The sequence below is a fragment of the Pseudanabaena sp. FACHB-2040 genome, assembly GCF_014696715.1.
In the GTDB taxonomy this organism is placed as follows: domain Bacteria; phylum Cyanobacteriota; class Cyanobacteriia; order Phormidesmidales; family Phormidesmidaceae; genus JACVSF01.
The window spans coordinates 183,667-202,645 of record NZ_JACJQO010000022.1 but is presented as its reverse complement, the minus strand read 5'-3'; the positions used below and the strand labels follow the sequence as shown (position 1 = coordinate 202,645).

At 53.4% G+C, this 18,979-nt stretch carries 14 protein-coding genes; 7 read left to right on the top strand and 7 right to left on the bottom strand.

The window, feature by feature from the left end; all coding sequences use genetic code 11:
• Window positions 1-64: 64 nt before the first annotated feature.
• Together arsS and H6G13_RS23865 are read right to left on the bottom strand one after the other, a co-directional pair.
• Complete coding sequence (arsS, locus tag H6G13_RS23870; protein WP_190487599.1) at window positions 65-1,078, bottom strand: arsenosugar biosynthesis radical SAM (seleno)protein ArsS; 1,014 nt, start codon at window positions 1,076-1,078, stop codon at window positions 65-67.
• Between the two features lie 89 nt (window positions 1,079-1,167).
• Window positions 1,168-2,067, bottom strand: coding sequence for an alpha/beta hydrolase (locus H6G13_RS23865; RefSeq protein ID WP_190487597.1), 900 nt, complete (start codon window positions 2,065-2,067; stop codon window positions 1,168-1,170).
• Window positions 2,068-2,237: 170 nt separating this feature from the next.
• Here H6G13_RS23865 and H6G13_RS23860 point away from each other — a divergent pair, with 170 nt between their 5' ends.
• Entirely contained in the window at window positions 2,238-2,768 is a 531-nt protein-coding gene (locus H6G13_RS23860; protein ID WP_190487595.1) for a RidA family protein, read from the top strand.
• 107 nt (window positions 2,769-2,875) lie between these two features.
• Here the strand turns inward: H6G13_RS23860 and H6G13_RS23855 are convergent, their stop codons facing one another.
• Window positions 2,876-4,150 carry an aspartate aminotransferase family protein gene (locus tag H6G13_RS23855; protein ID WP_190488297.1) on the bottom strand — a complete coding sequence of 425 codons (1,275 nt, stop codon included), beginning with the start codon at window positions 4,148-4,150 and terminating at the stop codon, window positions 2,876-2,878.
• 549 nt (window positions 4,151-4,699) lie between these two features.
• Between H6G13_RS23855 and H6G13_RS23850 the strand changes: the two genes are divergently transcribed.
• From H6G13_RS23850 to H6G13_RS23840, 3 genes are all read left to right on the top strand, one after another.
• Window positions 4,700-5,431, top strand: a complete 732-nt coding sequence (locus H6G13_RS23850; RefSeq protein ID WP_190487593.1) for a choice-of-anchor E domain-containing protein — start codon at window positions 4,700-4,702, stop codon at window positions 5,429-5,431.
• 441 nt (window positions 5,432-5,872) lie between these two features.
• On the top strand, window positions 5,873-6,133 hold the full coding sequence (locus H6G13_RS23845; protein ID WP_190487592.1) for a hypothetical protein: 261 nt from the start codon (window positions 5,873-5,875) through the stop codon (window positions 6,131-6,133).
• A 627-nt stretch (window positions 6,134-6,760) separates the two neighbouring features.
• Window positions 6,761-7,381, top strand: a complete 621-nt coding sequence (locus tag H6G13_RS23840) for a PTPA-CTERM sorting domain-containing protein (RefSeq protein ID WP_190487591.1) — start codon at window positions 6,761-6,763, stop codon at window positions 7,379-7,381.
• A 442-nt stretch (window positions 7,382-7,823) separates the two neighbouring features.
• On the opposite strand, the gene H6G13_RS23835 is transcribed toward H6G13_RS23840, so the two are convergent.
• The 4 genes from H6G13_RS23835 to H6G13_RS23820 form a co-directional block, all read right to left on the bottom strand.
• On the bottom strand, window positions 7,824-8,957 hold the full coding sequence (locus tag H6G13_RS23835) for a hypothetical protein (RefSeq protein WP_190487589.1): 1,134 nt from the start codon (window positions 8,955-8,957) through the stop codon (window positions 7,824-7,826).
• Between the two features lie 22 nt (window positions 8,958-8,979).
• The gene (locus H6G13_RS23830) at window positions 8,980-10,293 is read right to left on the bottom strand and encodes a hypothetical protein (RefSeq protein ID WP_190487587.1); all 1,314 of its coding nucleotides are present in this window, start codon (window positions 10,291-10,293) and stop codon (window positions 8,980-8,982) included.
• A 151-nt stretch (window positions 10,294-10,444) separates the two neighbouring features.
• A complete protein-coding gene (locus H6G13_RS23825; RefSeq protein ID WP_190487585.1) occupies window positions 10,445-12,631 on the bottom strand; it encodes a tyrosine-protein kinase domain-containing protein in 2,187 nt (728 codons plus the stop codon).
• A gap of 81 nt (window positions 12,632-12,712) precedes the next feature.
• Window positions 12,713-14,191: an SLBB domain-containing protein gene (locus H6G13_RS23820; RefSeq protein ID WP_242028496.1), complete on the bottom strand. Its 1,479-nt coding sequence runs from the start codon at window positions 14,189-14,191 to the stop codon at window positions 12,713-12,715.
• Window positions 14,192-15,990: 1,799 nt separating this feature from the next.
• Between H6G13_RS23820 and H6G13_RS23815 the strand changes: the two genes are divergently transcribed.
• The 3 genes from H6G13_RS23815 to gmd all read left to right on the top strand — a co-directional run bounded on the left by H6G13_RS23815 (window position 15,991) and on the right by gmd (window position 18,784).
• Window positions 15,991-16,791 carry a WecB/TagA/CpsF family glycosyltransferase gene (locus H6G13_RS23815; protein WP_190487584.1) on the top strand — a complete coding sequence of 267 codons (801 nt, stop codon included), beginning with the start codon at window positions 15,991-15,993 and terminating at the stop codon, window positions 16,789-16,791.
• Between the two features lie 56 nt (window positions 16,792-16,847).
• Complete coding sequence (locus tag H6G13_RS23810) at window positions 16,848-17,273, top strand: hypothetical protein (RefSeq protein ID WP_190487582.1); 426 nt, start codon at window positions 16,848-16,850, stop codon at window positions 17,271-17,273.
• Between the two features lie 425 nt (window positions 17,274-17,698).
• On the top strand, window positions 17,699-18,784 hold the full coding sequence (gmd, locus tag H6G13_RS23805; protein ID WP_190487581.1) for a GDP-mannose 4,6-dehydratase: 1,086 nt from the start codon (window positions 17,699-17,701) through the stop codon (window positions 18,782-18,784).
• The last annotated feature ends 195 nt before the right edge of the window (window positions 18,785-18,979 follow it).

The following is an 18,979-nucleotide window of genomic DNA, read 5'->3' as shown; positions in this document are numbered from 1 at the left end:
ATGCGGGTTTTGTGTCGCTCAAAATAACCTACTAAAGGCTCCAAGGCTCTAATCACTACTAGCGTTAGACCAGGGCACCGCCGCAGCTAGAGCCGCTGCCAGCGGTGCAGCCGTAGCAGTAGGGACGAGTCTGAATTTCCTCCAAAACATCGAGAGAGCCTGCCTCTAACAGGTGGGCTACCGTCAGCGCTGTGCCGTTGGGCAGCTTAGAGGGGACGTGCTCCATCTGATTGAAGTCACAGTCGTAAATGTTGCCTAAATAATCTATGGAGAGCTGGTCGCGGCACATCAGGTTACCGATGGTACTGCCGTTGTGGTTGGCCTCTAGAAACTGAACATAGGGCCAGTACAGCGACTTAGCGGCCAGATACTGCTTGACCCGACCAATGGGCAGGTTCGTGATGGTGAACAGGTGGTTGAAGACAATACCAAAGTGGTCTTCAAGATAGGCTTTGTAGTCTTGCTGGAGCTGTTGCTGATCGGGCGTTAGGGAAAACTTTTCGGTGCGGGGCACTTGTGGGTTGAAGACCAGATCTAGCTGCAGGGCTGGGTCTGTGCTGTAGCCCAACTCATTGAGCTTCTGCAGGGCGCGAATAGAGCTGCTGTAAACCCCTGCACCGCGCTGCTTGTCTACATTGTCTTCTAGGTAGCAGGGCATGGAGGCGACGACCCGCAGCTGGTGCTGGGCAAAATACTCGGGCAGATCCTCAAAGCCGGGTTCAAAGAAAATGGTCAGGTTAGAGCGCACAATCACTGTTTTTCCGGCCTGCCTAGCTGCCTCTACCAGGGGCCGAAAGCCGTAGTTCATCTCTGGGGCTCCGCCCGTTAAATCTACGGTTTTGATTTGCGGGAAGCAGCGGATGATCTCAATCAGCTGATCGCAGACCTCAGGCGACAGTTCTTCAGTGCGCTTAGGCCCTGCTTCAACATGGCAATGGGTGCAGGCCAAGTTACACCGCCGCCCTAAATTGATCTGTAGAGTTGTGATGGGCTGCTTGGTTAGAGGAGCCTGGAGCTTATTGCTGAAGGGCGTGACCCCATTGCGCTGGGCGGTTATGGGCGGAGCAGATTGAACCATTACGGTTTTAGTTTCTAGGAGAGTTTATTCTATTAGATCTTAATGGCCTGAAAAAGCACTGAGAATCGGGCAAAAGAAAGGCTTAATCTCTAGAGAGAAGCGCAAAAGGCTTCAATCAGCCCCGCTATGACACTGGGATGCTCTAGATGTGGCAAGACGCCTGCCTGGGGAATCTCATACACCTGGCGCACAGCCTGAGGATTCAAACTGGCTAACCGTTTGCCAAACTCGGGTGGGCTAAAGCGGGAGTCTTGACCCCAGACAAAAACGGTGGGAAGGCTCAGCTGGCTCATGTACAGCGACAGATCAAAGGCAATATCTCCTTTGAGAGTAGATAAGGCTGAGTATTCTGCGTTGGGCTGCTGGGTGCCCGCCAAGTACGCCTGCACGATATCGGGCGTAATTCGGTCGGCATCGGCAAATAGAAAAGTTGAAAGGAAGGTGGTTACGGCAGTTTCGTTGGCGGCTCCCAGGCTGTAAACCAATCGGTCTAGGCCAGGGGTGCCCGCTAGAGCAGCAGGTAGGCTAAAGCGGTAGTTGCGGCCAAAGTCGCTGTTGCCAGAGGGCGAGACGAGAAACAGCCCCTGGAAGAGATCGGGACGTGCGATCGCAAGTCGCACCGTTACCCCCGCTGTTATCGAAGAAGCCACCACGATCGCCGGCTGCTGCGCCACTTGCTCCAGCAGCATGGTAATCACCTCTAGGTAGTCTTCTACCCGGTAGTCGCGAACTGGGTGGGCAGACTGGCCCCAGCCAATCAAATCGGGGGCAATAACTCGGTGACTGGGGGCCAGCGCCGGATACACCTTTGACCACTCAAAGGCAGAAGAGCCACCCCCCAGACTGTGCAGAAATACGAGTGGCGGTCGGTCGGTGCCGGAGTCGGCCTCGGATCGCCAGGGGGGGCTAGTGGGCGTGTAATAGGCCATCACGCCTAGGGGCGTATCAATCACCCGCTGACCAAAGCCCACAGGCTGAAACTTCAACATGGCGCGCTACCTGTCCGTACAAGGGTTTTTAAGAGGGTCAGTGCTTTTATGATCATAGGCCCTTTGATCATAGGGCCTGTGATTGTAGAGCCTGTGGTCATAGAGAATAATGACCAACTCTGACGACCGGATGGTAGGGTATCGAAGAAAGGCTAGGGAGATCAGTAGCGATGCGCCAACGGGTATTTACAGGCTCACCCTGGGAGGAAAAAGCAGGCTACTGTCGGGCCATGCGGATTGGCAATCAGATCTTTGTCGCAGGCACAGCCCCCTCAGATGGTGAGGGCGGCACCTTTGCCCCAGGCGATGCCTATGCCCAGACCAAGCGCTGCTTTGAGATTATCCAAAAGGCGTTGCAAGACTTGGGTGGCGATTTGCCCGATATTGTTCGCACGCGCCTCTTTGTCACAGACATGAGCCGCTGGGAAGAGTTTGCTCAGGCGCACCAGGAACTATTTGCCGACTATCCGCCGGTCAATACGATGGTTGAAATTCCAGGCCTGGTCAACCCCGATATGCTGGTCGAGGTTGAAGTCGAAGCGCTACTGGACGATGACGAGCCTCAGCCCATGCTCAACCTGGCCCGCAGAGATGAGGCTCCAATGCAGCAGGGGATTAGTCCCTCGCCTGGCGGCATGCCGAGGCGGCCCATTGCATCGAACCGTTCCCCCGCTGACATGGATGTTGGCTATCTGGATTAAGAATCGGCAGCTAGGGCAATTCGTAGGTTGAGGCTTTGAGAAACCCAACAACTCTATCTAGTGCTGGGGGTGTACTTTGCTCAACCCAACCTCCAAATTCTTGAGGCTTAAGCGGCGACGCTAGCGAGTGCTTTCTCGAACTTGGCTAGGGCGATCTGCACCTCGTCGGCAGAGACAATCAACGGCGGCACAAAGCGCACTACTTGAGGTCCGGCGGGCACCAGCAGCAGCCCTTCTTGCATGGCTGCTTTGACCACGTCTACTGAGGTCATGGGGGCCGTTTCAGAAAGCACTAGGCCATTGATTAGGCCCCAGCCGCGCACCTGCTCGATTGCGGTGGGGTAGCACTTAGCTATTTCCTGCAGACCCAAACGGAGCTGCTCACCACGCAGCCGAACGTTTTTCAGCAGGTCGTCTTTTTCTAGCGTTTGGCAGACGGTGAGGGCGACTTTACAGGCAAAGGGGTTGCCGCCAAAGGTGCTGGCGTGGTCGCCGGGCTGAAATACGTCGCAGTGGGATTTGCACAGCATGGCCCCAATGGGAATGCCGCCGCCCAAGCCCTTGGCTGAGGTGAAGATGTCGGGCTCAATGCCGAGATTTTCGTAGCCCCAGATCTGGCCGCTGCGGCCCATGCCCACCTGCACCTCGTCGAGGATCAGCAGAATGCCTTTTTCATCGCAGATCTGGCGGACTTGCTTGAAATAGTCTACGTCGCCGGGGCGCACGCCGCCTTCGCCCTGTAGGGCTTCCATCATGATGGCAGCGACCTGGGGCTGGTCGGCATCAAGGGTTGCGATCGCATCTCTCAGCGCCGCAATATCGTTGTAGGGCACATAGAAAAAGCCCGGCATCAGCGGGTCAAAGTTCTTTTGGTATTTGGGCTGGCCGGTGGCGGTAATGGTGGCTAGGGTGCGGCCGTGGAAGCTGGCTTGGGCGGTAATGATGACGGGGGTTTGGATGCCGCGCTGGGTGTGGGCGTATTTGCGGGCCAGCTTGATGGCTCCCTCGTTGGCCTCGGCTCCAGAGTTGCAGAAAAAGGCCCGATCGGCGCAGGAGTGTTGAACGAGCCAGCGGGCTAGTTCGCCCTGCTCGGGCACGTAATAGAGGTTAGAGACGTGGTGCAGAGTCTGCATCTGCTGGGTCACGGCCTCCACCATGGCCGGGTGAGCATGGCCTAGGGTGCAGGTGGCAATCCCGGCGACAAAATCGAGGTATTCTCGACCCTCAGTGTCCCAAACTCGGCAGCCTCGGCCCCGCTCTAGGGCAATGGGAAAGCGCCCATAGGTGGTCATTACGTGGGCATCGAACTGCTGAGGGCTGAAGGGGGTTGTGCCTGTAGCAGGAGACGTTAGCGCCTTTAGGGAATTTTGAACCAGGGTCATCAGACTCACGAGACTTGCCTCAACCGACATTTATCGAGCATAGCGGAATCCTTTGGAAAAGCAACGGCTTAAAGGTGCAATGGTGGGGATGCTCTGACTTAGGCGGCAAGGTTGACCGGGTGGAATTTTGAGGGGTGGTTTGTGCCAAGTTGCAAGATGTGAACTTCGAAACTTTCTTGCAGCCGCCTGAGACTATGGCTCATAGAGAGCAAGGTCTTGATTTGGGGGATGTGCAGCTTTTGGTCGCGCACGTCCTTACTTAGGTGCCGATGTCTTTTCCATTAAAACTTTTCCATTAAAAGTTAGTCTTCCAATGGAGATCACCGCATGCTTTCAACGCCTACTCAAAAATTGGGTGGTTCATTTGCGATCGCACTTGCCGGGGCTAGGTAGGGATGTTGCGGAAGCGCAAAGCGGTGAGCTGATCCTAAGCACTCGGAGACCAGGCGGGTTGGGAGTGCGTAAACTCTGGTCTTAAATTGCTTTGGGTAGGTATCGATAGCTTGACATAGAAGCTAGTCTTGCAGTGAACTTTCAGGCGGGCTTTCGATGCTTATGCAAAAAATGGGCAATTCATGTGCGATCGCACTCTCGGTCGGTATAGCGGCTCTAGCTGTGCCGGGGGTGGCTGAGGCAGCAATGCTGACACACTCAACGCCGCGCTTTTCTCCAGATGATTTGGAGTTTCCCTTTGCCTCGCTGCCCTACTTTGACGCCGGTTTGGGGAAGCTGAATCGAGTGATTTTGGAGCTGGTAGGCGAGGCTGAAACCACAGTTCAGCTAGAGAACCTGTCTCAGCAAAAGGGGTTTGGGCAGGGGTATGCCGTGGCGTTTGCTGGGGGAGCGGTCTACACAGTTAGAGAGGGGGTGGGGCTGTGGTGGCCCGTGATCGACGAAGCCAGGGCTCAGATTGCTCAACCGCTTGGCCCGTTTGACGGAGCCCTTGATGGCGGCGGCTTGTCGGGGGCTACGGCCTACACCAAGAAAACGTTTGATGCGGCTCTGGTGATTGACTCAGAGTTCTTTGGCAGCGACATGCAGTTTTTTGAGGGCGTTGGCAGCTACGCAGCACAGCTTTATGCGTTTACTGAGGGCGAGGGCAGCGTTTCCTCGGGAGACTACGCGCTGGATTGGCAGGGCAACGTCTCTAACGTTGGGCTGAGGGTGACCTACGACTATACGCCCGTTTCAACGCCTGAACCGGGGGGGGCTCCTGTGATTTTGCTGGGGCTAGTCGGATGGGGGACAGTGCTGTTACGCAGACGTAAAGTAGCAAGATAAACAAATTCCGCTGACTCCTCGTTCCCAGACTCCGTCTGGGGATGAGCAGCGGAAGGTTCTGCCTCCTAGCGTGAAGTGAAACGAGGATTGCTTAGGAGCCTGGTGGGTCGCGCTGCGCTTGACGCCAACCTACGGGGTTGGAAGAATCAATCGCACTTGCCGCTGGGGTTGCGATCGCAACTTTTGCGCCTCAACGCTTGACTGATGCCTCAGCCCACACTATTCTCTCTTGTACGGTTGATTCCCGACCGCTTCCTAGAACTCTTGACTTGGGCGGGGAAAGGAAAGATGGCAGTCTCTCCAATCCCCTGACCTCCCACACTGTGTCAGCAGTGCGGTCAGCTAAAGTCAGTTTAGACCTTGGCTGTTCCTCATATGCACCTTGCTGGGAATAGCCAGGTCTTGAGTTCTAGTTTCTTCACTCAAAAGGAACTAGAACCTATGTGTCAAGAACATACTGACCCTCAGCCGCAGCCAGCGGCTTCCATTCCCCTGCCGCCCCCAAACCAGGAAACCCTGCGGCACATTCTCCTAGGCGACTACGCCATCTTGCGAGACACGATTCACACGCTGCACCGCTTGGGCTACGCCGATGCGGGCGACTGGTCTAAGCCGATGCTGACCGGGCGAGGCGGCGAGTACGTCTCCATCCTCACCCAGCGGCGAGCGAGCAATTCAGGCGAACGCCCTGCAGAAGCCTAAGGCCAAGAAACCCGGTTTCTGCCCTGCCACTGCAAGTCGTCTGGGGCCAAAGCCAAGAAACCGGGTTTCTAACCTGCCATGCAAGTTGTCAAAAGCCCAAGGCCAAGAAACCGGGTTTCTACCCTGCCAGTACAAGTCGTCTGAGCAGCTCTAAAAAACCCGGTTTCTAAAAGAGAAGCCTGAGGTCAAGAAACCGGGTTTCTGCTCTGGCGATGCAAGTTGTCTGAGCAGTCTTAAAAAACCCGGTTTCTGAAAGAGTCTGCAAAGCCCCAAAAGCTCTGGGTAGATTGGCATTGCCCGTTCGCCCAAAACCAGCCTGGCTTGGAGTCGCGTCGGCGCTCTTGTAACAAGGGCTACATCATTTAAAGAACTGAATAAGCTCAGCAAATTCACGTAGATTCGGCAGAAACTAATGATACTGTTTGATTTGTTGCTGATACCTGCCTTTTGCAAGTGCATTTGCAGTATTCAGCTTGATCTGAATGGCTGCCAATTTTGGGGGAATTAGAGCAGGTAGGGAGCAATCCCAAGCATTTTTCAATGTAGTAAATAAGACATCTATAGGATCAGGAATCGGGGAGATGCAGATACTTCGATCAATGTCCTTAATTTTTTTGAGCAGAGCACATGAAGAAACAATTTTTGGTTGGTGCTATCACGGCTAGCACTCTATTGGTAGGAGTAATTGCAGGAGCACCTTCAGCTCAAGCTGCGACCATAGCCTGCAGCAGTTTTACTGGGTTTAGATTAGATGCCTCAACTCGGGGTATTGTGCCTAATGCAGGGTGTGCTGTCGGAAGCCAAGGCCAAGACTCCATAGCCAACGTTAATGCAGATACTTTTTTTGACATTTCTACTTGGGGGCTCTTAGCCAAGAGCGACGAGAATTCTGGGAAAAATTTCTTCACTCCTCCAGAAGATGGAACAGCAGGTACATTTGATTTCAGTGCTTTGGGCATTGATTTCTCAAAGCAAAATGTTCTCGTTACTTTCAAAGCTGCTAATGAGTTTAACTTCGTTGGCTACTTAGCAACTGCCGCTGCGGGCAGCTGGACATCCCCATTTACTGACTTCAATAATAATGGAAGGGCTCGGGTGAGAGATGTTTCCCACATGAGCATCTTCACATCGGCTAAGCCTGATCCGACCCCCGTTCCCACGCCAGCGCTGCTGCCTGGTCTAATTGGTATGGGAGCTGCAGCTCTGCGTAAGCGGCGCGGCGCTGCTGAGGAGTCTGCCGAAGCGTAAGCTCTCGTTTACCAGCCATCTCTGCAGTCGAACATGGGCGGGTGATTGTTAGAGAGTTGGGTTGTTTAATGCAGCCTAAAGAATTGCAGCAGCGGCAGTGCCCTACAGCAGGTTGGCTAGCCTTCTGAACCAGGCAACACAGGCTGTCGCAAAGCAAAAGTCTGAGTAGGTTTGTAACAAAAAGGTTCTCTCTAGGGACATTTCACGAGAGAGAATCTTCAGGCTTAGGGAATTGCCTACAAACCCGCTGAGTCTACTCAAGGGAGCCCTTTGGGCTCCCCTTTGGGCTGTAAGCTTAAGTTGTACAGACTGAGCTTATACCAGTGGCATCAGTAGCATGCGTCATCGCAGCGCGTGACGCACCAGATTTAGTGAGAAGCAGGCTTCGTTAGCGAATCGATGTGTTGCATCAAGGCGACAGCGCACCCTAATGTGCTGGGGCCTAGCTCATTTCATCTTTAGACTTCAAATACCAAAAGATGACTATGATTGGTAGCGCATACTTGTCCCAGGGAAAAGCCTTCATCATAATCAGCAAATTAAAAAATAAAATCAAAAAGGGAAAGCTGATTCGAGAAAACCTTAAGCAGGGTAAAAGAGCCATCACGTACAAAAAAGCCAACTTGAGCCAGCCAATTGGCAAAAAACTGGAGATTTTCCAAACGACGCCCTTAGCAAACACAAGGTTTGGAGAAAGAATAAAAGCTGTCATTAATCCTGCAGCAATCAGCAAATTCTTTTTGCTCCAGAGAGGCTGCTCAGCAAAATGTTGGCGAAAAAGCAGAGACTCTGGAATGACATAAAAGAATCCTATTACTGCCAGAAAATACAGCCCGCTCTCAGGAGTAAGGGCCCATAAGGACTGCTGCACAGCAGGTACATTTCTTACAGAGAGAGCAGTTTGGGGTGCTAAACCACCAAAGAATAATACCCAGCCCACAATCGATAGGGCTGCTATAGAAGGGAGAAAGAAGCTGAGGCTAGGACGTCTTTTTTCACGAATAGCAATAAGCAGTTCGTGGGCTGCGGTCGCAAGAGGAAAGGCTAATATGAACTGGCGAGAAGCTATTCCAAGTAGAAACATAACTCCACTTGCTACATGATTCTTCTGCCGGTAAAAAAACACTCCGAGCAATGTAAAGAAAACAGCGAAGATATCAGTGTAGAAACGAGTACTAAACCATAAAAAGTAAGGAAATAGGAACAGCCCCATCAACGATAGGATAGATTCAAATCTCTTCCGGCTCTTAGGCCAGCCAATAAGGGCAGCAATGACTATTGAAAGTAGAAGGTTTAACAGTCTGGCGGTAAAAGGAGCCCCTTTAAAGAAATAGATAACTTGCCCATAAATAATAAAAGGCAGGGGTGTATTAAGTTCCTGATAGCTTCTTAACTGCTCTAGGCTTGGTATTAAGCGATTGCTAAAGCTCTCGCTAGTAGCGAGAAAAGTCTGCTCATCAGCCCACAACGGGTCCTGAAGCTGACCCGTGGCGAAGAACAAAATGGTATAAGTAAGCCCAGTTAAAAAAAAGAATAACGTAACTGAGCTGATTGAGAATTTAAGAGTAGCGTTCATGACAACACCCTTGCCTCCTCCCCTATTGGCCAACATCTATAGGAACAACAACCAAACTTCTTGAATAGTCGATGTAGCCGCTGAGTGGTGCTGCAGGTATCTGTTCTGGATTGACTTGCAAGGCTGCCCAAGCTTGCTGGTATGTAGCCCAATCAACCTGAAGAACGGGAAAAGAGCTGAGTTCATTAATTGAAGCGAGGTCTTGGCTGAGCTCAGGGGTAAGGGCTATGGCCAGGGGCTGCTGGGGCGCTTTGAGGGCTTCCTGCGGCTGAGCGGGGGCCTTGGGATCAGGGGCTGCTTCAGGGGCGACCGTGATTGGCGGAGTTGTAATTGGGGGCTCAGTGGCGGAAGAGCCAGCAACTGGGGAAGCCGGAGCGGTCATGACTGGTAGGGCAGGTGCGACTGTTACGGCAGGCGCAACGGAGGGGCGCTGAGCCTGGATAACTGAGGGGTTGACGTGGGCACTGGGCTGTGTGGGGCTTTGCTGCGAAATGCTGGCGGTTGGGGCTGGCCCTGCTACGGGTGAAGGGGAGACCTGAAGCGTGGCGGCGGTTGGTGCTGTGGGCAGGATTGGGGGCAGACCGCGAGTATAGCTATGGCTAGCAGAAAACGCAGACATGCTGCGAGGACTGGTGGCGCTGGTTGCTTGCCCGTTTACTTGGGCAGTTGGGCTGGCACTTGGGGGCGGGGAAGCAGCGCTGCTAGAGGCAGATCTTGCGTTCGCTTGAGCTGCTGCAAGGTCTGCTGCCTGCCGATCGACCATCTGCTGCAGGGTGTCGGCAACTTTAAAGCGACTGAAGGAAGCTGCTGGCGCACCGTTTGAAGGGACAGGAACGGTAGTCCAGCGGGGGGTCGAAGATGGGGCCTGCTGGGCAGCAGGGAGATCTGTTGGGGCAGGCGCTGTGGGCACAGGCTCTGAGGCGAGGGGGGCTGGCGCTGGCACTGGTAGTGAGCCTTGTTCGGCAGTCTGGGCCTGGGCCGGGGGCAGCAGTTGTGGGGCGGTGGCCTGCTGTTGGTTAGCTTCGGTGGTGAGCCACAGGCCTAGAGCAGAGGCCAGGGCTAAGCTGCCGACTCCCATAAGGGCTGCCTGGGTGCCGGGCTCATGTAAGGGGGAGCGGCGGGGAGGCTGATGGGGTTGGGCTTGAGGTTGGGCTGCAGCAGGATTGACTGGGGCAAACTCGCTAGAACTGAAGGGTTGCTCCCTAGAAGACTGATCTCTGCGGAGGAGTGCTGCTGCAGCGGCAGCCTTTTTTCTCTGGATATCTCTAGAGGCTGGGCTGATATACACCCGGACGGAAGACGGGATCTGAGCGGTGTTCAACGTTGGTTGATGCATTGATTTTGCGCCTTACAGCTTTAATTTAGTGACAGGTGGCAAATTGATGGAGAGCGGTTTTGTTGTTGGGTGAGGGTTGTCGGTTAGTTTGTGAGACGTAACGGACTTTTGGGGTGTTGGGTTTCGCTGCGCTATAGCCAACCTACGGGGGCTATAGCTGGAAAATGGCTTCGGGGGAGGCTTCGCGGGCAACGATACCGAGCACAGAAATTTTAGAAATCCAGAGCTTCTCTAGTGCCTGCTCAAGCTGGGCCGACTTGAGCTTACCGAGATTAGAGACTAGAACCATGCCGTCGGTTTCGGCTCCGATGAGGGCAGCATCGGCATATTCATGGACTGAGGGGGCGTCGAAAATAATCAGGTCGTAGTTTTTTCTGATCTTGTTCATGAGCTGGTTAATGGCTCTGGCAGAGAGCAGCCGCACCGGATCGGCCAAGGCGGTGCCAGTGGTTAGCACAAAGAGATTAGGCTCGGTCTTCGATCGGTGAATCACATTTTTGGTATCGAACTCCTCGGTTAAAAGATTGACCAGGCCAACGGTGTTGGTAAGCCCAAAAAACTCATGTAGGTAGGGCAAGCGCAGGTCTGCATCAATGAGCAGCACCCGTTCACCCATGGCAGCCGCCGCCTGAGCCAGATAGGCGGCTACTGTAGATTTGCCTTCCTGGGGCTCCGCCGAACTGATGACCATCGAGCGAATTGGCGTTTCGGTGCTGACTTGGCGGATGTTGGTTATGAGAGATCGAAAAGACTCCTGAAACGCCTGCCAGTCCCTTGAAGGTTTAGACCCGTTGCTCAACCCTCCTGCTCTGCCGGGGGGGCCGCCTCCGGCCAGGGCCGGTACTGCCTGTCGGGCCTCTGCTGGATCTGGAAGAGCGTAGTGAGGAATCAGGCCTAGAATGGGCAGGGGCGTTAGGCGCTTGAGGTCGGCAGGTGTGTAGAGCCTGTCTTTGGCGGTGTCGATGGTGAGAGCCAAGCCAACCCCCAGCAGCAGCCCCAGAACCAGGCCCAAGGCCACGTTGCGAGGTAAGCTGGCAGTGTTTTCAGTAATGACGGGCGGGGTAATCAACTGCCAGGGAAGCTCTCGCTGGGCCGCTTCAATCTGCAGGGCTTCGCGCCGCTCCAGTAGCCGGTTTAAGTTTTCAGTGGCAATCTTAAGCTCTAGGTCGATATCGGTAAACTCGCGGGAAACACCTGCTAACTGATCGACATTCACATTTAGCTCAGCTAGGGTGCTAGCTAAAGCTTCCTCTCGCGTCTCCAAAGTGCGAATCTGGCTGACCAATTCTCGCTGGGCCTGCAGACCTTCTCGGGCCAGCAGGTCTAAGAGATTTTGGCGCTGCTCCTGCAGAGCTTCGATATCTGGGCTGTTTTCGAGAAACAGCGTTGAGGCTTCGGCAATCTGGCTCTCTAGCTTTAGCAGCTCCTGCACCAGAGCCTGATAACGCTGGCTACCGCTGAGGGCCGGCGAGGCGACAAACTCCTGAGATTGCTGCTGTTGCTGCTGCTGTAGATCGTTAAACAGGGCAATCGCTTCATCTAGCTCAATTTGAATGGCTAGATACTCGGCTCGAAACTGCCTGATCTGAGCATTGAGCTGTTCGCCTTCAGCCTCTGGAGTAATCAGATTGTTTTGCTGGCGCAGGGTCTGCAGCTCGCCCTGCAGCTTGTTCACTTGTCCCCCAACATCGGGCAGCTTAGTCTCTAAAAAGTCTAGGCCCTGCTGAATGTCTCGCTGACGAGAGGCCAATCCGTAGTCAAGAAAGGTTTGGGCAACCAGGTTTGTTACTTTCTCAGCCTCCTCCTGAGTACCTCCTACGTAATATGCGCTAAAGATTCTGGACTGATCCTCAGCGGTAGATTTACGCTCTGTCAATTGGATACTCAAATTTTCTCGAATCTTGTCGTAGCAGGCCTCATCTTGGGATCGATTCATCAGACCGATGAAAGTACAGATTTCAGGCTGCTCTTCCTGAATCGCCTTGACCACAGGGGCCAGCACATCTGGGCTGGTCAGAATTTTGGTTTGGTCAGCCAGGCTAAGAGTGCGATTGTCTCTCGCTACCGGCACACCGGCAACGGCAGAAATCGCCTCAAGCTCAGCACTAGAGGGTTGAATTAAAATCTCAAACTGAGCGACGTAGGTGGGCGGGCTGAGGAAAGTTCTGACGCCAGCGGCGGCGGCAACGGCAACGGTAACGCCAAGAATAAGCAGGGCTCTGCGCCGGAGAGCGGCAAATACCCGGCCCAGCTCAAGGCTGCCCTCGGCATCTGAGTCGGGCTTGGTAGGGGCGGCTGAGCCAGAGGGAAATAGCTGCTGCAGCGGCTGAGGTGTCATGGCAGTTCCTGAAATAAGGTCAGCGGGCTAGGGGTGAGTGGGGGCCAGAGTAAGACTGCAGGATCGGGGTCAGTTTTCGGATTAGTTAAAGATGCGGAAGGGGAGCGTGAACAGGTTTAAGAACCTTGAGATCGGATCTGCAACGAGGCCCAGAGTATCGGATACTCCAGCCAGGCCAGAGCGCTCGACAATCACAACGTCGTTGTTGCGGAGGGCGGGATTGTTAGCTTCATCAATGCCCTCCGCGAAGTTAACCTCCACAGGCTGACGAATCACTGTGCCATCTGGGTTGAGCCGGACTAGTAGCACGGTGTCTTGTCGGGCTCGATTATTAAAGCCGCCGGCTGCCAGCAGGGCCTGGTTGAGCGACGTGTTGGGCGGCATCTCTAAAAGACCGCTTTGCTTGACCTCACCCACCACATTGATGCGAATCGTATTCGGCGAGAAGCTGGCCTCGGCCAGCTGAGCCGCTTCTAGGGCGCTGGGGGTGCTGGTCGCTGTGGGGATAATGACGGTGTCTCCCTCCTGCAGAATGGGGTTTTGCCGCAGGTCACCTGTTGAGAGCAGCTGCCAGAGATCAACGGTAAAGACCTGCTCACTACCGCTGCGGGGAAAGCGGCGCACCTGTACCTGTCGCAAGTTAGCCATTGGCTTGATGCCGCCTGCGACCTGAATAGCGTCGGTTACGGTCACAGGGCGGTTAACGGTGCTGGAGTTGCTGCCGGCTTCCCCGCCAGGGACTCCGGCTTGACCTGTGCGGGTGGGGCCGCCGCGCAGGGTGTATGGCCCCGGACGAAAAACTTCACCGACGACAGAGATATTAACCGGTTGTGTGCTGCTGGCGGCAAAGCTGGCGTTGGCCAGCAGCATTCCGTCTTCTAGAGAAACCTGGGTTGACGGGATAAAGACGCTGTCGCCATCGCGCAGCGCAATGTCGTAGCGCGAGTCGCCAGTGCGCAGTAGCTGCCAGAGATCGACTGTGATGGTCTGAGTGCCCTGGGCAGTCTGGCGGCGCACCTCCACCTGCTGCAGGTCGGCGCTTTGGGTCACGCCTTCTGCTGTTTCGAGTAGCCGGGCAAGGGTGGGGAAACTGGTCGTTTCATTGGATAGGGTATAAGCGCCGGGGCGGTTGACCTCACCGGCAATGCCAACTGTCAGCGGACGACGCTGCAGCAGGGTGAGGGCAACAATGGGCCGCCGCAAAACCTGGCTGTAGGCGTTTGAAATTGTGCTAGAGGCTTGCTCTAGGGTCATATTGAAGACTGATACCCGCCCCACTAGGGGCAAGTTGAGGCTGCCATCTGCCTGAACCTGCTGCTCGCCGCTGTATTGGGGTAGGCGGAACAGGTCAACTCTCACGATATCCCCGGCTCCTAGGCTGTAGGAGCTGTCTGCCTGGGGGGGTGGGGCGACGGCTCGCGAGGGAGCTAGGGGCAGGCTTTGCATGGTTTGGGCAGCGGCAGGGGGAGCCAGTAGCCACCCGGCTACCACCAACAGCCCTAGAGCTGAGCTGACCTTGAGTGAAGATAGCTGATTTAAATAAAAGGGCCTAGAAGCCATAGCGTTAGAAGGTTTAGAAGAAATTTTTTAATGCAGACTCACACAGACGGGCATCACTACACCCTTCAGCTACCCTAAAAAGAAACCGCAAGGATCAGCCGAACGGGTTCCTTAATTCACGCCATTTTTACTGGGTCTTTATCTACCAGGAGTGAAGGAACTGCGCATCAATTCCTTCCTAGTGGAGTGTCTAGTTCCTTTTGTAGACTGGTTTCGAGCTTGCGAAACTCAGCCTGCGAGAACCTACTAGCTCTGGGATTAAGTTGGTTGAGATCTCCCCTGCTCCCCTTGGAAAGGGAGAAGAGAGCCCTCCTTTTTTTGCACCAAAAGGGCAGTTCAAAAAGGCTTTGGCGGATCAAAGCGGATCCCGATAAGCCATGTACTGCTTAAACAACTTATTAGCTTCCAAAGAAGATGCTGCTTTCTGTTTGGTGCCCTAGTTGCGCGCTCCTATCGAGGCTAGTTCAGAACTCAGAACCCTATAGATATAGATTTTGCTGTAGATCTTGTAGATCTTTTGCCAATTGGAGTTGCTTGCGCCTAGGAATTGAATCTTAGGCTACAGGCCAGGCTCATTGAAGTGAACACCAATACCTGTACAGTGCTCCTATCGAAGAATCAGTATACTCTTTTACAGAGCCGCGCTAGCTCGAATATCGTTGGCTTCTTCATAGAGAGGGGGCAATAGAAGAAACTGTATTGCTAGAGACTCTTTAAAGGGCTTGCCTGTTGTTTTAATGTGCTCTGGAAGGGATAGGGATAGGTCCAGCCTACACAGGCATTGTCTAGCTCTGAAGGGGGAGGTAACCATTGCCTATTCTAGGTTGTAGAGATTTTGACTGTGGCTGAAAGAATGTTCGCGGAGCCTGAGATCTGGCTAAAGCTGATAAGTTGCTCCTTTCTTTCAGAGGTGCAGGCAGCCTATCCGGATAATTGTGAGAGGTTTACGTACTAGCTTGTAAAAATAGAGCCAACAATGAAGAGACTTTGAAACCAAATCCGTACTTTTACGTATTTGTCGCCTGCTATGGCATTGTTGAGGATGTTAACCCAAGCATAAATCTCTGATAACGATGTTCCCCCAGTGGGAACGTCGGAACGATAGAAGAGACACCCTTCTTGCCAGATTCAAGATTTTGTGCAAATTTGGGTAGACATGGAGGGGACTTTTGTTGCAAAGTTTGCTAAAAGTACATTTGCGTGTGCTGAAGCAGCTTAAACAGGGTTGCCGGTAAAGTGGGTTCTACCGATGGCATAGCCAGGTCAATAAGTTACGGCTATGTCGGTTTTCGGGCGATATTCTGCCTTTTGTAGGGGACGATCTATAAGGGATACAAAGGCTTGTTGACGCCTGAAAACGTTTTGGAGGAAGTTTCTCAGTCTTAATCTTTAGCTCTGTTTGAATCACATAAAACTCGAAAACCTTCCTACCTGTGGGTAGTAAGGCACCTATCCTCAAACAATATTCAGTTTGGGACGTTAGATACTAGCTGTCTGATGTTTCTCAAAGGGCTTTTGTAGCTAGAGATTGTTTGATGAAGGGTTACTTTGTGGTGATGAGACGTTTCACTCTCTTGCCACCAGTGTTTTTCGAGGAATTGTGTGTTTAGTATTTTCAGCCCTGCCGCTAACAGGAGCAACTCTGTGTGGGTGCAGAACAGGTTGCTTTTGTGTGGAGTGTTAAGGGCGCTTCGGGCAGAGTTGACTCTGAGTAAATCCTGCATTTAAGTGATCCCCGGTTGATCTCTTAGGACGCCTGTTAGTCGTCTTTTCCCGTTCCTCTTACCTGTTCCATAGAAATGACTACTCTGGAATTAGTTCCCTGCCAAGAGAATGTTCTTGGGTTTCCTGTTTCCGCCCTTCCCTTTGAGGCTCAGATTGACCTGATTTTTGATTGGGCTAGAGAGCACTCCAGTCGATTCGTCTGCGTCTCAAACGTCCACATGCTGATGGAGGCCCGCTGGAACGAGCCGTTCTCCAAGGTATTGCTCAACGCTGATTTGATAACGCCTGACGGCATGCCCCTGGTCTGGATGCTAAACCTGATTCGGGGCTATTGTCATGACCGGGTTGCGGGTATGGATATTTTCTTGGCAGTGTGCCAGCGAGCCTCTGCTGAGAAAGTTCCAATCTTCTTTTTAGGTACCGATGCCTCCACGCTGGACCTGATGCGGCAGCGGCTGCAGCGGGAGTTTCCTAACCTGGAAATAGCCGACATGCAGCCACTGCCCTTTCGCCCGCTCACTGAGCAGGAAGATAGAGAGATCATCCAGCAGATTAACGATAGTGGGGCAGGCATCTTATTTCTAGCGTTGGGGTGTCCTAAGCAGGAAACCTGGATGCACCAGCATAAGGGCAAAGTGCAGGCCGTGATGATTGGCTTGGGGGGTGTTTTTCCGATTTATGCTGGGGTGTTGCAGCTAGCTCCCGACTGGGTGCGCGAGTCGGGCCTAGAGTGGCTGTTTCGCCTAACGCAGGAGCCAACTCGGCTGTGGAAGCGCTATGCCAGCACCATTCCACCCTTTGTTTTTCTGTCGCTCAAGCAGCTCATGACTGTAAAGGTTTCTCGCGTGTTGGAGTATCTGAAGCCACACAGCTAGCCTTTGCCGGGTTACCCCCCTTCTGTTAAGACCCCTTGTGCAAACTATCTGAAACCATGACACAGCGACAGAGCCGAAACCGTAACCGTTCTAAGCGTCGGGCTATTTGCTGCCCTATTCACCAATGCCTTTTAGATAGCGTCAGCCAGAAGTATCCGCTGTTTGCCAGTAAGCCTGAGCATCTGCAGCAGCGGGGCATGGGCCGCAAAACGGCAATGCTGTTGACAGCAGAGCGGGCAGCGGTGCCCCTGCAGGGTGAGTGGATAGAGGCCTTTTGGTGCTCCGACTGTCAGGAAACTACTTGGTATCACGTCTGCAGACGCGATCGCAATTACACCGTCTCTCCAGCTGCTGAAGGGCTGTGGCGACAGGCAACTGGCGTGGTGAACCCTCAAGGCAACCCAACGGTAGGCGAATTTACTCGCCGCCAGTCTCGCATGGTGGGCTTTAACGGCATCAAGGATTTTCGGAGAATTAGTTAGTTAAAGATTGATAGATAGAAGAGGGTTAATAACATTAATAGCGTGAAGAAAACGATTAAATCTGTTAAACGATATTTCTTTGATCTATACTTTGAAAGAGCTAAGCAGTCAGGCAAAAAGAAGCGTAAACTACCCACTAGACACTCCGCTTTTAGCTGTCAACTGGCCTGAGTTGCTAAACTAAGTTCCACCTTTTCTAGAAGTGGGCTTTGACGGTCCTTGAGATCTCAGTCCCTTCACCGTAGCCTTTTGAATTGTTGCAATCCAAAAGGCCGAATGGTAGAGAAGGTGTATCTAAAATTAATCCTTTGTAGCTGCAGTTATATGTTTTGATGGGCACGCTTTGCTTTGCCCATCCTACAAAGCTTTCTGTTGTCTATAGGGTATTTCCTTCAGCTCACAGTTATTTACTAAAGGCTTGACTTATGACCGCTGCTAAAAAATGTTTAATTACTGGCGTAACCGGACAAGACGGTTCTTATTTAAGTGAACTGCTATTAGAAAAAGGCTATGAAGTTCACGGCATTATTCGCCGCACCTCTACCTTTAATACTGACCGCATCGACCATATCTATGAAGACCCCCATAGCGATTCGGCGCGTCTGTTTCTGCACTATGGCGATTTGACTGATGGGGTAACGCTGCGGCGCATTTTAGAAGAGGTGAAGCCCGAAGAGGTCTATAACCTAGGGGCCCAGTCTCATGTACGGGTGAGCTTTGACTCGCCAGAATACACTGCCGATACGGTGGGTATGGGCACGCTGCGGCTGCTGGAAGCCATTCGTGACTACCAGCACCGCACGGGGCTGGAGGTGCGCTACTACCAGGCCGGATCGTCTGAGATGTTTGGTAAGGTGCAGGAAATTCCGCAGAAGGAAACGACGCCTTTTTACCCTCGCAGCCCCTATGCCTGTGCCAAGGTCTACGGCCACTGGCAAACGGTAAACCACCGCGAGTCTTACGGCATGTTTGCCTGCAACGGCATTTTGTTTAACCATGAGTCGCCGCGTCGGGGTGAGACGTTTGTCACCCGCAAGATTACGCGGGCGGTGGCTCGCATTGTGGCAGGCAAGCAAAAGCAGATTTATATGGGCAATCTAGATGCCCAGCGCGATTGGGGCTATGCCAAAGACTACGTCAAGGCGATGTGGCTGATGCTGCAGCAGGAAGAGCCCGATGACTATGTAGTGGCCACGGGTGAGATGCACTCGGTACGAGAGTTTCTAGATATTGCCTTTGGCTATGTCAATCTAAACTGGGAAGACCATGTGGCCTTTGACGAGCGCTATCTGCGACCGGCTGAGGTGGAGCTGTTGATTGGCGACCCAACCAAGGCCAAGACTAAGCTGGGCTGGGAGCCCTCTGTCACGTTTGATGAGCTGGTCAAGCTGATGGTTGATGCTGACCTGAGAGGGGTGGGCCTGGTGCCGCTGAATGGTAGCCAAGGGCAGGCTGTGACAGACCGAGCGACGCTCCGCATGTTTGGCGAAACGGGCCTCCAGGTAGGCTAAGGCGCATACGGGCCTATCACGTAGGATGGGCAAAGGGCTCGCCCTTTGCCCATCTTCATGCCACCAGGTTTGGTTTGATGGGCACGCTTTGCTTTGCCCATCCTACGGTTTTTGATCCCCCCTGCCCCCCTTATTAAGGGGGGTGAAAAGTGCCCAATTCCCGTAGGTTGGGTCAAGCGCAGCGCCACCCAACAA